The organism is Alcanivorax sp. S6407, from assembly GCF_023016115.1.
Taxonomy (GTDB): Bacteria; Pseudomonadota; Gammaproteobacteria; order Pseudomonadales; family Alcanivoracaceae; genus Alcanivorax.
In genome coordinates, this window is sequence record NZ_JALKBH010000014.1 from 1 (window position 1) to 12,947 (window position 12,947).

Genomic DNA, 12,947 nt, shown 5'->3' on the forward strand with positions numbered 1-12,947 from the left:
CAGTGTCCTGGAAGGGGTAAACAACAAGATCAAGGTCATCAAGCGAATGGCTTATGGATACCGGGATAGCGACTACTTCTTCCTGAAGATCAAAGCCGCTTTTCCCGGAAATCCGCGATGAACCTAAAAAAAGGCCGCCCTAAAGGCGGCCTTTTCTGAAGATGGTGGGTCGTGCTGGATTCGAACCAGCGACCAATTGGTTAAAAGCCAACTGCTCTACCAACTGAGCTAACGACCCAAGACCCGGCACATCTTACTGATTTTGCGGCAAAATACAATTAAAGAAATGCCACAGGGAGTCGGCCCCGCCACATCCAGCCCTTGCGTGTCGCGTGTTGCGTGAAGCGTGTTGCGTGAAGCGTGTTGCAGCCGCGAAGCGGCCACAAAAAAAGGGCCGCCTGAAAGGCAGCCCTTTTGAATATGGTGGGTCGTGCTGGATTCGAACCAGCGACCAATTGGTTAAAAGCCAACTGCTCTACCAACTGAGCTAACGACCCGCTCCCGAAGGAGGCGCAAATAATACGGATTTATTTGCCCCTGACAAGGGGGAAAAAGGAATTTTTTTCCCCTTATTGATAGTTTGTTGGATCTTTAACCAATGCGTCTTCGAATCCCAGCTTGCGCAGCCGGCAACTGTCACATTTTCCGCAGGCGTTGTCCTGCTCATCTGCCTGATAACAGGACACGGTGAGTCCGTAATCCAGGCCCAGAGCCACCCCTTCACGAATGATGTCCGCCTTGCTCAGGTGCATCAGGGGCGTCTCTACACTGATGGGGCGCCCTTCCACGCCTGCCTTGGTGGCAAGGTTGGCCATGGCCTGGAACGCCTCGATGAACTCAGGCCGACAGTCCGGGTAGCCGGAATAGTCCACCGCATTCACACCAATGAAGATAGCCTGGGCATCCAGCACTTCCGCCAGCCCCAATGCCAGGGACAGGAACACCGTATTGCGCGCCGGGACATAGGTCACCGGAATTCCGTCTCCGCCGTCCTCGGGCACATCAATACTGTGATCAGTGAGCGCCGAGCCACCAATATTGCCCATGCCCAGTTCCACCACGCGATGGCTGAGCGCGCCCAGGGCCGCGGACACACGAGCTGCTGCGTCCAGTTCGGCGCGGGTGCGCTGACCGTAGTCAAAGGCAATACTGTGGCACTGGTAGCCCTGATCCCGGGCAATGGCCAGGCAGGTGGCAGAATCCAGCCCACCCGACAGCAGCACGACGGCTTTTTTCATGGGAAATCCTCGCTTGGCCCGGTTCAACGCCCCCGGGCGTCATTCCAGAGCAGTTTGTGCAGTTGCAGCTGAAAACGCACCGGCAAGCGGTCCGCGACAATCCAGTCGGCCAGGTCACCGGGAGGCAGCTGCCCTTGTACCGGGGAAAACAGCACATCCTCCACCCGCTCTGCCAGCTGATGCTGATCCAGCATGAACCGTGCCCAGTCATAATCCTTGCGGTCGGCGAGCACGAATTTCACTTGATGATGGGGGCGCAGATGAGGGATGTTTTCCAGACGGTTGTTGTGCTGCTCCGCCGAACCCGGCGCTTTCAGATCCATCACCACGGAGACCCGCTCGTCCACCTCACTGATATCCATGGCGCCGCCGGTTTCCAGGCTGACCTCATAGCCCTGGTCGCACAAGGCACTGAGCAGAGGCAGGCAGTTGGGCTGAGCCAGCGGTTCGCCACCGGTGACGGTGATATAGCGTGCGCCGTATTCAGCCACCTGCGCCAGAATTGCCTCAAGAGTCCACTTCTCTCCGCCGGAAAAGGCATATTCGGTATCACACCAGACACAACGCTGGGGGCAACCGGTCAGGCGCACGAATACCGTCGGGCGACCCACGGTACGGGCCTCCCCCTGCAAGGAATGGAAGATTTCGGTCAGACGCAGTTCCACAGCCTCTCCTGAATGCCTGACCGGGATAAAATCGGCCAGGGGCGCAAATGCGGCGGATTCTATCACCTTTACCGGCATCTGTGCCGCCGGCAATCGGGAATCAGGGCGACCAGGGATGCCGGCCGCCGAAGGCCTGACGCCAGATGCTGAAAAGAACCCGGACTAGTGGGTATCAAGCTCAACGCTCAGGCCAAGAGGATCTGGCTGGCGGTTGGAAGCCGTTTTCATCACGGGATTTAGGGAAACAGAGACGTACCGGGGTTGGCCGTAGACGATTTTCAATCTTGATGTGGCAACGTAGCGTAGCGAAGTAACGCACGGAGTGCGGCCCGAAGGGTGAGCGAAGCGAATAACTTGCTCGCAGGCAAAGCCTTTCCCTGCCTCGACCAAACCACTTTGGCGTGCACACACCCTGACACTGCTGCCGGGTGTGCGTGTTGCATGTTGCGTGAAGCCTGATGCGGTCGCGGAGCGACCAATGGTCAGCCGTTTAGCTGATCCAGCAGGGACTTTGCCTGGCTCACCTTGCTGGAATCCGGATACTGCTTGATCAACTTGTGCAGGTTGATCTTGGCTTCAGAGACCTTGCCGCTGCGAGCCTGCATCACCGCAAGCGTATAAAGGCTGGACGGCGCCTTGCTGTGATCCGGATAGTCGTCGACCACGGCCTGGAACTGTTCCATGGCCTTGTCGTTCTGTGGGGTCTTCTGGTTGCTGTAGACCTGACCGAGCCAGAAATGGGCATGACCACGATACTGGCCATTGGGGAAATCCTTGAGGTAACCCTCGAAGGCTTCTGCTGCCGCATCAAAATCACGGGCAACCAGGTTATCCTTGGCCGCATTATAGGCCTGCTTGTCGGCTTCGGGATCAGCAGGTGCTGCTCCTTCACCGCCTTCTGACTGCTCGGCGACGCCTTGTTCAGCCAGACTATTGATTCGGGTATCCAGATCCAGGTAACGCTCGCGCTCAGCGTCTTTCATTACCTGTAATTCATGGCGCAGTTCTTCAATCTGCCCCTGGAGCATCTGGACCTGCTCTTCAAATTGCTGCTGCTGTTGCATCAGCATGATCAAACCATCTTCGCTCATGGCCGGTGCAGAACGTGGCTTTTCGCCGGAAGCGGCATCCGCCATGCTGCGCGCAGCGCTGCGATCTTCAATGGCCAGCGGCCCAGTACCCTGCGCATGTGCGCAGAGTACCAGGGAGCTGAGCAAGACGCCTGCGAACAGGCGTTTTGTCATCACTACTGTCATCGCTTACGGACGGCCAGCAGTGTAGTTCAGTTCAACGCGACGGTTCTTGGCCCAGTCCATTTCGCTGTGACCAAAAGCAGCCGGCTTCTCTTCGCCGTAGGATACGACTTCGATCTGGGAAGCAGACACGCCCTGAACGCGCAGGAACTTCTCTACCGCCTTGGAACGACGCTCGGACAGAGCAACGTTGTACTCGCGGGTACCGCGCTCGTCAGCGTGACCTTCCAGACGAACTTTGGCGTTAGCGTTGTTCTTCAGGTAGGTAGCGTGAGCACGCAGGGTTTCGAAAGCAGCAGCCGGAACGGTGTTGCTGTCGAAGGCGAAGTAGATCACCTTGGTGTTGGTGGTGCCATCGTAGTTGGACGGATGGTTGTAGAAGTTGTCAGCAGTCATCGGGATGCTGCTGGTGTCCGGCTTGGCCGGAGCAGTGGGTTCTACCGGGGTTACCGGAGCCACTTCAGTCGGCTCGGTGGTATCGGTAGCGGAAGTGTCTTCCTCAGTCGGCGTGCTGGAACAAGCGGCCAGCGCGGCAGCCAACATCAGGGCGAACAGCGGGTTGAGAAATGAACGCATGAAAAGCTCCTATTATTTCCTAAGTTTGGACTCCGAGAACCTGGCGAGTGCCGAGTGACTCCTTGCCCACTCGATACTCTGTCAGAGGAACGGCGACCATGCCGGTTCTCTGACTTCCCCTTCCTTCGACGGCAGCTCGACTTTGACTCTGCCATCGATGGATACGGCTTCCAGAACCCCCGTTCCCCGGTCTTGCGTCCCGTAAATTACCATACTTCCATTGGGCGCAACACTGGGGGACTCATCCATGTCGGTACGGGTCACAATATTGAACGTTCCCCGCTGGAGGTCCTGGACACCGACATTGAAATTTCCATTTCGTCGGTGCACATAAACCAGATAACGACCATCTGGTGTTACATCCGGGCGCGCATTATAGGCACCCTGGAATGAAACACGTCTGACGGACTTATCATTTATGTTCAGTTTGTAGATCTGCGGTCCACCTGAGCGGCTGGACGTGAACACCAGGTTCTCGCCATCCGGCAACCAGCGTGGTTCGGTATCGATCCCGTAATGGTTGGTCAGTCGGGTCAATGCCTTGGTATTGATGTCCAGCATGTAGATTTCCGGATTGCCGTCACGTGATAACGTCAATGCAAGTTTCTGGCCGTCCGGTGACCAGTCCGGCGCGCCGTTGATGCCCTTGAAGCTGGATACTTTCTCTCGCTTGGTGGTGGCCAGTTCGTGCACATAGATGGCAGGCAGGCCGCGATCCTCAAACGACACATAGGTGACCTTGCGACCATCCGGAGACCAGGCCGGGCTCATGATCGGCTCGCGGCTGCGCAGAATGGTGGTGACACGGTGGCCATCGGCATCCGCATACTGCAGCTGAAACGGATTAGCGGCGCCACGGTTGTGGGTCACGTAGAGAATCTTGGTAGAGAACGCCCCGGGAATGCCGGTGAGCTGCTCATAGATGCGATCACTGATGGCATGTGCCACGTCACGCAGCTGGGACACCGGCGGGCGGTAGGTCTCCTCCAGCAGCTTCACTTCGCTGCTCACATCGTAGAGCGCATAGGTGATTTCATAGCCCCCGGTCTCCTGGGCCTTCATGCTGCCGGCGACAATGTATTCCATGCCCAGCACGCGAAAATCCCGATAGATCACTTCGCTCTGCTTTGACGGGCGGCTGAGCATGTCCTCTGCCGGCAGCGGCTTGAACTGGCCGCTGCGATGCAGGTCGGCTGCGACAATGGCAGAGACATCTTCCGGGGCTCCCTGGGAACCGGCAAACGGCACCACGGCAATCGGCACCGCATCCACCCGGCCTTCGGTGACCTTGATGAGCAGTTCTGATCTGGCAAAGGTGCTGGCTAACAGCATCACCACAACTACGGCAATACGACTCACTGGGTTACTCCTGTTGGCTCAAATTCCATCAGAAATGAGCGAAATTCCTTATCAAACACGGGACCGGTGGGCACTGGCAGCGGACTGGCCAGTTGCACCGCCTTGATCACCGATTCATCAAACTGCGGATAGCCGCTGGACTTGACCACCGAAACATCCAACACCTCACCACCCGGGATCGCCTTGATCCGCACAGTGGCCTTAAGGTCATCACGCCCCCGATAGGTACCGGGAATACGCCAGCGCTGTTTAACCGCGGCGCGAATGGCATCACTGTAACTGGCCACTTCCACATCGGACTGATCCGCGTTGCTCGCCGCATCTTCCGCCTCATCGGCAGCCGGCTCCGGCGTGCGATCCATTTCGATCTCTTCGTCTGCCAGCATCTCTTCCAGGCTGGGCTCCTCGATCTCCGGCACCACTGGCTTGGGATCGGGCTTCGGCGCCGGTTTCGGCTCCGGGGCCGGCTTAGGTTTCGTCGCCGGCTTGGGCTTCGGCTTTTCCACCGGTTTGGGTTTTTCCACCGGTTTCGGCTTCGGCTTGGGTTTCGGTTTTTCTACCGGCTTCGGCTTGGGCTTGGGAGCCGGCTTCTTCTCCGGCGTCGGTTTTGCCACCGGCGCCTTCTTCTGTTTAGACTTCTCCACCATGGTGGCTTTCACATGGGGCGGAATCACCGGCGCCTTGTGCAGAGTCGGATCCGTGCTCCAGCTGAACACCAGCAGCCCAAACACCAGCAGGTGAATGAACAGGGTAAAGGCAACCGCAACCTGACGATCACTCATTGCTGCCCGCAGGCTCCGTCACCAGTCCCAGCTGGGTAATGCCCGCTTCCTGAAGTGCGGCCATCAGGGAGATCACGCTGGAATACGCCACCTTGCTGTCACCTTCCACCAGAAACAGGGTTTCCGGCTTGTGCTTGTGGATTCGCAGCACATGTCCTTTCACCGTTTCCAGACTGGCAGATTTCTTGGCGTCACCACCCACGTTGATGAAATAGCTGCCATCTGCGGTGACCGACACAATCACCGGTTCATTCTTTGTGGTGTCGATGGGGGCGCTGTTGCTGTCCGGCAGATCCACACTGATGCCCTGTGTCATCATCGGCGCCGTCGCCATGAAAATCACCAGCAGCACCAACATCACATCGATGTAGGGCACCACGTTCATTTCGGCAACCAGCTTGCGCGGCACCCGCACCTTCACGCCACTCATGGATCAGGCTCCCCGCCCGTGCGCCTGACGGTGAAGCACGGAGGAAAACTCCTCGGCGAACATTTCGTTCTCGGTGAGCAGGGAATCACTCTGTGCCGAGAAACGGTTATAGGCCATTACCGCCGGGATCGCAGCAAACAGGCCGATAGCGGTAGCGATCAGGGCTTCGGCAATACCTGGTGCTACCACGCTCAGAGTGGCCTGCTTGACGTTGGCCAGCGCCATGAAGGAATTCATGATGCCCCATACGGTACCGAACAGGCCCACATAAGGACTGGTGGAACCGACGGTGGCGAGGAAAGGCAGGTGCCGGGTCAGGCGGGTCTGCTCGCGCTGCAGGGCCACACGCATGGCTCGCTGACTGCCATCCATCACCGCATCGGCACTGCGGGAGCTCTTGGACAGCCGCACGAATTCCTGAAAACCGGCGCGGAAGATGGACTCGGTGCCAGAATCCGGATGCGGGTTATCGCGGCTTTGCTTGTAAAGGGAAGCAAGATCGTCGCTGGACCAGAAGGTTTCCTCAAAGGCTCGGCCGGCTTTCTGTGCACGGCCCAATACCCGATAGCGGCCCACAATCATGTACCAGGACGTCAGTGACGCCAGAATCAACAGCGCCATGACCAGCTGCACGACGATAGTCGCGTTACTGATCAGACTGACAACCGACATGCTGGATGCCTCAACCATTGAGCCCTTCTCCTTCGCTGGCTGCGATAAATTTTTTGTATAAAGCCGCCGGAATGCCCGTCGGCTTGAGTGTATCGGCGGTGACACAGGCGACCTTGATATCGGCCTGGCACAGCAATGTGTTTCCCCGAAGCACCCGCTGATCAAACAGCAAGGTGGCCTTGACCAGCTTTTTCATGCTCGCCGTTACTTGCAGCGCATCATCGATTCGCGCCGGCTGGCGATACTGCACGTTGGCGGAGTGAACCACAAACTGAAAATTCTCATCGGCCAGGGCGTAATGCTGGTAGCCCAGGGTACGCAGGTATTCCGTGCGCGCTCGCTCCATGAATTTCAGGTAGTTCACGTAATAGACGATGCCACCGGCGTCAGTGTCTTCGATGTAGACGCGAACCGGGAGGGTAAATTCCCCACTTTGCTGTTTTTTTTCAATCATTAAACAAATCGCCACCCCGCCGCGGGGATTTCAACCCAAAATGGCGCCAGGCGTGGTTGGTTACGGTGCGCCCGCGCGGCGTACGCTGAATAAAGCCCTGCTGAATCAGATAAGGCTCCACCACTTCTTCCAGGGTGCCGGCATCTTCATTCAAGGCTGCCGCCAGGGATTCCAGTCCCACCGGTCCGCCATCGAACTTGTGCATGATCATGTCCAGCAGACGCCGGTCGGTACCGTCCAGGCCACAGCTGTCCACTTCCAGCATGTCCAGCGCCCGTTGCGCCATGACTTCGGTAATACGGCCATCCCCTTTTACCTGGGCATAGTCTCGCACCCGGCGCAGCAGGCGGTTACCGATTCGCGGCGTTCCCCGCGAGCGTCTGGCCACTTCCAGAGCACCGGCATCATCAATGGGAATCGCCAGAATGTCACAGGCTCTCTGCACGATTCCTGCCAGATCTTCCACGGAATAGAACTCCAGCCGCTGCACAATGCCAAACCGGTCACGTAATGGCGCAGTCAACAGGCCGGCACGGGTGGTGGCACCCACCAGGGTAAAGGGAGGCAGGTCCAGTTTGATGGAGCGGGCGGCGGGGCCTTCGCCGATCATGATATCCAGCTGGTAATCTTCCATGGCGGGATAGAGAATCTCTTCCACCACCGGTGAGAGGCGGTGGATCTCATCCACAAACAGCACATCCCCCTCTTCCAGATTGGTGAGAATGGCCGCCAGGTCACCGGCCTTTTCCAGCACCGGCCCGGAGGTGGATTTGAGTTCGCAGCCCATTTCGCGGGCAATGATATGGGCAAGAGTGGTTTTGCCAAGGCCGGGCGGGCCGAAGATCAGGGTATGGTCCAGCGCTTCATGACGGCCGCGGGCCGCATCGATGAAGATCTCCATGCGTTCGCGGACTTTCGGCTGGCCGTGGTAATCGGCCAGGCTGGACGGCCGAATGGCACGATCCTGCTGTTCTTCCTGGCTGCCTTCTGCGGCAGCCGATATCAGTCTTTCGTTATCCATGTTTGCGGCGATGCCGCCCCTGCCCGGTTGTGGTGACTGTCTCGAGTGGGGCTAGCGTACCCCAGCGACCCCCTGTCTACCATTGTCAGTATCACAGTTACTACGAAGAATTGACTAAATGACACCAGGAATAAGGCCTTGAGGCTTTATTTGGCCAGATTTTTCAGTGCCATGCGGATCATCTGCTCACTGCTGGCGCCCTCTTCGGCCACCTTGCTCACCGCGGCCACCGCATCCTTGTTGCGATAACCCAGCGCTTCCAGTGCAGCAATGGCGTCGCTGCGGGCATCATCCACCGGATCCAGTGACACCCGACCAGGCAGGCTGGCCGGAGCCCCGTCGATCTTGTCCAACCGGTCGCTCATTTCAATCACCAGCCGCTCGGCGGTCTTCTTGCCGATACCCGGGACCTTCACCAGTGTGGAGGCATCCTGATCCTGGATGCACTGGGCCAGGCGGTCCGCTTCGATACCAGACAGAATCGCCAGGCCCATCTTCGGGCCCACGCCGTTGACCTTGATCAGCGCGCGGAACAGTTCACGCTCATAGCGGCTGGCGAAGCCATATAGCAGCTGGGCATCTTCCCGCACCACGAAATGCGTATGCAGGGTCAGCGGCTGCCCGGTTTCCGGCAGCTCGTAAAATACCGTCATGGGCGCTTCCACCTCGTAGCCCACCCCATTCACATCCAGCAGCAGCACCGGGGGGCGCTTTTCCAGCAAGGTGCCTCGCAGTTGTCCAATCATGCGGAATCCTTAATAAGGTATCGGTTATCGAATGCGTCGATTGCGGACCGCGGTAGCGCCGGCCATGCGCGCCAGGGAGACACGCATGTGGGCATGACAAAGGGCAATGGCCAGGGCATCGGCGGCATCTTCCTGGGGACGCTTGTCCAGCCCCAGCAGGTGACGCACCATCTCGCCTACCTGGACCTTCTCGGCACTCCCCTTGCCCACCACGGCCTGCTTGACCTGACGGGCAGAGTATTCGAACACCGGTATTGAGGCCTGCATCACTGCCGCAATGGCAGCCCCCCGCGCCTGCCCCAGCTTGAGCGCCGAGTCGGCATTGCGAGCCATGAACACCTTCTCAATGCTCACTTCTGCCGGGCCATATTCCTTCACCACCTGATCAATGCCGGCAAAGATCTCCCCCAGCCGGGGCGGCATTTCCTTATGGGAAGTCGAAATAGTGCCGAACGCCACTGCCCGGGACCGATTACCCACATGCTCCACCAGCCCATAGCCGGTGTGCCGCGAACCGGGATCGATGCCGAGAATCAATGCCATAACTGCCTGACCACAAATAGAAAATCTGCGTCAGTTGTACCGAAAGACTGTCCAGATGTCCAGTTGGGTTAAGAGCCGCTTCACGCATCATGCACCATGCAACACGCGGGAGGGTTCGATCGAGGGCTGGCGTGTTGCGTGCTGCGTCTCTTTTGAGTTTTGCCTTTCGAAACTCGTCACTCGCTGCTACGCCCTCAAAAACAAAAACCCCGGAAGATCCCGGGGTTTTGCCTTTCCTTGAAGCTTGAAGCTTGCAGCTTATTCTTCCGCCGGCCAACTGGCGTTGGTGTAGACGTTCTGCACATCGTCCAGGTCTTCCAGCATATCGATCATCTTCTGCACGGTTTCTGCCGTGTCCGCATCGATCTCGGCTTCGGTGGACGGGTGCATGGTGACTTCGGCTTCAGCGAATTCGAGACTGGCTTCGCGCAGGGCATCTACCACTTCACCGAACTGCTTGTCCGGGGTGGTGATGACCAGGAAACCACCGCCATCGATTTCTTCTACGTCTTCAGCTCCCGCTTCCAGCGCCACTTCCATGAGCTTCTCTTCATCCACACTTTCCGGCTCGAAGTAGATCTCGCCACGCTTGCTGAACAGGAAAGCCACGGAGCCACTGGTGCCGAGGTTGCCGGCGAACTTGGTGAAGGCATGGCGCACTTCCGCCACGGTGCGGTTCACGTTGTCGGTCATGGTTTCCACCAGTACCGCCACACCCCCCTTGCCGTAACCTTCGTAGGTGATCTCGTCCATGTTGCCGCCGTCATCACCACCTGCGCCACGCTTGATGGCTCGGTCGATGGTGTCGCGGGTCATGTTGGCGCCCAGCGCCTTGTCCACGGCCGCACGCAGACGGGGATTGTCGTTCACTTCGCCACCGCCCATCTTGGCGGCCACGGTCAGTTCACGAATCAGCTTGGTAAAGATCTTGCCGCGTTTGGCATCCTGGGCCGCCTTGCGGTGCTTGATGTTGGCCCATTTACTATGTCCTGCCATTGAATTCTCCGCTTCATGCTTGACGCAACACGCAACACGCTGCCGGTTCCGGCGTGTCAGCGTGCTGCGTGAGGCGCATTGGCGTTATTTCAATTTTCTTCCTTGCGTACCTGAATACCCACTTCACGCAGCTGCTTGCTGTCCACTGGAGACGGTGCATTGGTCATCATGCAGGACGCTGTCTGGGTTTTCGGGAAGGCGATCACGTCACGGATGGATTCGCAGCCAGTCATCAGCATGACCATACGATCCAGACCGAACGCCAGACCACCGTGAGGCGGCGCACCGTACTTCAGGCCGTCCAGCAGGAAGCCGAACTTCTCGTCCGCCTCTTCATCGGAGATACCCAGCGCCTCGAACACGGTACGCTGCATTTCCGGATTGTGAATACGGATGGAACCACCACCCAGCTCGGTGCCGTTGAGCACCATGTCATAGGCGCGGGACAAGGCACCTTCCGGGTTGCTCTTCAGCTCTTCCGGGCTGCAGCTGGGCATGGTGAAGGGGTGATGCAGGGCGTGGTATTGCCCTTCGTCCTCTTCGAACATGGGGAAGTCCACCACCCACAGCGGAGCCCAGTCACCTTCCACCAGGTTCAGATCGTGGCCCACTTTCACACGCAGGGCGCCCAGGGCTTCGTTGACGATCTTCGCCTTGTCGGCACCGAAGAAGATCAGGTCGCCGGTCTCGGCACCGGTGCGCTCCAGGATACCCTTGATCGCATCTTCGGTGAGGAATTTGAGAATCGGAGACTGCAGGCCTTCGGCACCCGCCGCCAGGTCGTTGACCTTGATATAGGCCAGGCCCTTGGCACCGTAGATGCTGACAAATTTGGTGTAGCCGTCGATGTCCTTGCGGGACAGGCTGCAGCCACCCGGTACCTTCATGGCCGCTACACGACCTTTCGGATCGTTGGCCGGGCCGGAGAATACCTTGAAATCCACACTGGCCAGCAGATCGGCAATGTCGATCAGCTCCAGCGGAATACGCAGGTCCGGCTTGTCGGAACCGAAACGACGCATGGCTTCGGAAAACGGCATACGCGGGAATTCCGGCAGCTCCACATCGAGCAGGTCCTTGAACAGCTTGCGCGCCATGCGCTCGGTGACGCCCATGATGTCGTCTTCGTTGACGAAGGACGCCTCGATATCAATCTGGGTGAATTCCGGCTGACGGTCGGCACGCAGATCTTCGTCACGGAAACACTTGGCGATCTGATAGTAACGATCAAAGCCAGCCACCATCAGCAGCTGCTTGAACAGCTGGGGAGACTGGGGCAGTGCAAAGAAGCTGCCAGGATGGGTACGGCTGGGCACCAGATAGTCGCGGGCACCTTCCGGGGTCGCACGGGTCAGGATCGGGGTTTCCACATCCATGAAACCTTCCCCTTCCAGGAAGGCGCGGATGGAGTGGGTCAAACGGGAACGGAACTGGAAGTTGCGCAGCACGTCAGGACGACGCAGATCCATGAAGCGGTACTTCAGACGCACTTCCTCGCCAGCACCACCGTGCTCGTCCAGCTCGAACGGCGGGGTGGCAGCTTCGTTGAGGATGGTCAGTTCCTTGCCCAGCACTTCAATATCACCGGTGGCCATCTTGCTGTTGCGCACCGCTTCGTCACGCATGCGCACACGGCCTTTTACCTGCACCACGAATTCGCTGCGCACCTTGTCGGCAAGGGCAAACGCTTCTTCAGTGTCCGGGTCAAAGACTACCTGTACAAGGCCATTACGATCACGCAGGTCGAGGAAGATGACCCCGCCATGGTCACGGCGGCGGTGTACCCAACCGCACAACTCAACTGTTTCTCCATCGTGGGAGGCTCGCAAATCACCGCAATAATGGCTTCGCATGCTAAATGTCCGTTCGTATTTCTGATGGCCCGGCCCCGTTTTCGGAGCCTGCGACTCCGCCGGAAAACCGGGCCGTTGAAAAAGGCGCCACAGTATAGCGATTCCACTGGCTGCGAGCCATGCCGAGCGGCAATCCGGTGGCAAACAGTGCTCCGACAAGCACATTTTTCCCAATAACCCCGAAAAATAGTGGTTTGAGCGCTTGTGAACTGGATTTTCCTGCCTTATAAAAAGGGTCGAACCACATCAGTGACCCTCTGAGGAAATGCAGTCCAGGGGCGAACCTGATCAGGGAAGCATCGCCGGCGTCCGTCTCAGAAGACGCCATCACAACTCAGGAAGACACCAAAAAGGGGTAA

At 58.2% G+C, this 12,947-nt stretch carries 16 protein-coding genes and 2 tRNA genes; 1 reads left to right on the forward strand and 17 read right to left on the reverse strand.

Translation table 11 applies throughout. The annotated features are described in order from the left end of the window. On the forward strand, positions 1 to 121 hold a 121-nt coding region (locus MWU49_RS17290; RefSeq protein ID WP_246974207.1), incomplete at its 5' end, for a transposase. A gap of 41 nt (positions 122 to 162) precedes the next feature. Here MWU49_RS17290 and MWU49_RS17295 read toward each other — a convergent pair. From MWU49_RS17295 to MWU49_RS17375, 17 genes are all read right to left on the reverse strand, one after another. Then, a tRNA-Lys gene (locus tag MWU49_RS17295) sits at positions 163 to 238 on the reverse strand. A 183-nt stretch (positions 239 to 421) separates the two neighbouring features. Next, a tRNA-Lys gene (locus MWU49_RS17300) sits at positions 422 to 497 on the reverse strand. A 72-nt stretch (positions 498 to 569) separates the two neighbouring features. After that, on the reverse strand, positions 570 to 1,238 hold the full coding sequence (gene queC, locus MWU49_RS17305; RefSeq protein WP_246974869.1) for a 7-cyano-7-deazaguanine synthase QueC: 669 nt from the start codon (positions 1,236 to 1,238) through the stop codon (positions 570 to 572). A 23-nt stretch (positions 1,239 to 1,261) separates the two neighbouring features. Then, on the reverse strand, positions 1,262 to 1,903 hold the full coding sequence (gene queE, locus MWU49_RS17310) for a 7-carboxy-7-deazaguanine synthase QueE (RefSeq protein WP_246974872.1): 642 nt from the start codon (positions 1,901 to 1,903) through the stop codon (positions 1,262 to 1,264). A 482-nt stretch (positions 1,904 to 2,385) separates the two neighbouring features. Beyond that, the gene (gene ybgF, locus MWU49_RS17315; protein ID WP_246974877.1) at positions 2,386 to 3,147 is read right to left on the reverse strand and encodes a tol-pal system protein YbgF; all 762 of its coding nucleotides are present in this window, start codon (positions 3,145 to 3,147) and stop codon (positions 2,386 to 2,388) included. 15 nt (positions 3,148 to 3,162) lie between these two features. Then, a complete protein-coding gene (gene pal / locus MWU49_RS17320) occupies positions 3,163 to 3,732 on the reverse strand; it encodes a peptidoglycan-associated lipoprotein Pal (RefSeq protein WP_246974880.1) in 570 nt (189 codons plus the stop codon). 81 nt (positions 3,733 to 3,813) lie between these two features. Continuing rightward, positions 3,814 to 5,064 carry a Tol-Pal system beta propeller repeat protein TolB gene (tolB, locus tag MWU49_RS17325; RefSeq protein WP_246974995.1) on the reverse strand — a complete coding sequence of 417 codons (1,251 nt, stop codon included), beginning with the start codon at positions 5,062 to 5,064 and terminating at the stop codon, positions 3,814 to 3,816. A gap of 23 nt (positions 5,065 to 5,087) precedes the next feature. Then, a complete protein-coding gene (gene tolA / locus MWU49_RS17330; protein ID WP_246974883.1) occupies positions 5,088 to 5,873 on the reverse strand; it encodes a cell envelope integrity protein TolA in 786 nt (261 codons plus the stop codon). Further along, positions 5,866 to 6,303, reverse strand: a complete 438-nt coding sequence (gene tolR / locus MWU49_RS17335) for a protein TolR (protein WP_246974886.1) — start codon at positions 6,301 to 6,303, stop codon at positions 5,866 to 5,868. Before tolR ends, tolA begins: the two co-directional genes overlap by 8 nt. 3 nt (positions 6,304 to 6,306) lie before the next feature. Further along, a complete protein-coding gene (gene tolQ, locus MWU49_RS17340) occupies positions 6,307 to 6,993 on the reverse strand; it encodes a protein TolQ (RefSeq protein ID WP_246974889.1) in 687 nt (228 codons plus the stop codon). Then, positions 6,986 to 7,429 carry a tol-pal system-associated acyl-CoA thioesterase gene (gene ybgC, locus MWU49_RS17345; protein ID WP_246974892.1) on the reverse strand — a complete coding sequence of 148 codons (444 nt, stop codon included), beginning with the start codon at positions 7,427 to 7,429 and terminating at the stop codon, positions 6,986 to 6,988. Before ybgC ends, tolQ begins: the two co-directional genes overlap by 8 nt. Next, positions 7,422 to 8,450 carry a Holliday junction branch migration DNA helicase RuvB gene (gene ruvB / locus MWU49_RS17350; RefSeq protein ID WP_246974895.1) on the reverse strand — a complete coding sequence of 343 codons (1,029 nt, stop codon included), beginning with the start codon at positions 8,448 to 8,450 and terminating at the stop codon, positions 7,422 to 7,424. The genes ybgC and ruvB overlap by 8 nt, the downstream gene beginning before the upstream one ends. Positions 8,451 to 8,596: 146 nt before the next feature. After that, positions 8,597 to 9,196, reverse strand: coding sequence for a Holliday junction branch migration protein RuvA (gene ruvA / locus MWU49_RS17355; RefSeq protein WP_246974898.1), 600 nt, complete (start codon positions 9,194 to 9,196; stop codon positions 8,597 to 8,599). 24 nt (positions 9,197 to 9,220) lie between these two features. Continuing rightward, complete coding sequence (gene ruvC, locus MWU49_RS17360; protein ID WP_246974901.1) at positions 9,221 to 9,739, reverse strand: crossover junction endodeoxyribonuclease RuvC; 519 nt, start codon at positions 9,737 to 9,739, stop codon at positions 9,221 to 9,223. Positions 9,740 to 9,997: 258 nt separating this feature from the next. Then, positions 9,998 to 10,735 carry a YebC/PmpR family DNA-binding transcriptional regulator gene (locus tag MWU49_RS17365; RefSeq protein ID WP_246974905.1) on the reverse strand — a complete coding sequence of 246 codons (738 nt, stop codon included), beginning with the start codon at positions 10,733 to 10,735 and terminating at the stop codon, positions 9,998 to 10,000. 89 nt (positions 10,736 to 10,824) lie between these two features. Continuing rightward, positions 10,825 to 12,588 (reverse strand): aspartate--tRNA ligase, encoded by a 1,764-nt coding sequence (gene aspS / locus MWU49_RS17370; protein WP_246974909.1) that lies wholly within the window; start codon positions 12,586 to 12,588, stop codon positions 10,825 to 10,827. A 1-nt stretch (position 12,589) separates the two neighbouring features. Then, positions 12,590 to 12,916: a hypothetical protein gene (locus MWU49_RS17375; RefSeq protein WP_246974912.1), complete on the reverse strand. Its 327-nt coding sequence runs from the start codon at positions 12,914 to 12,916 to the stop codon at positions 12,590 to 12,592. Between the last annotated feature and the right edge of the window lie 31 nt (positions 12,917 to 12,947).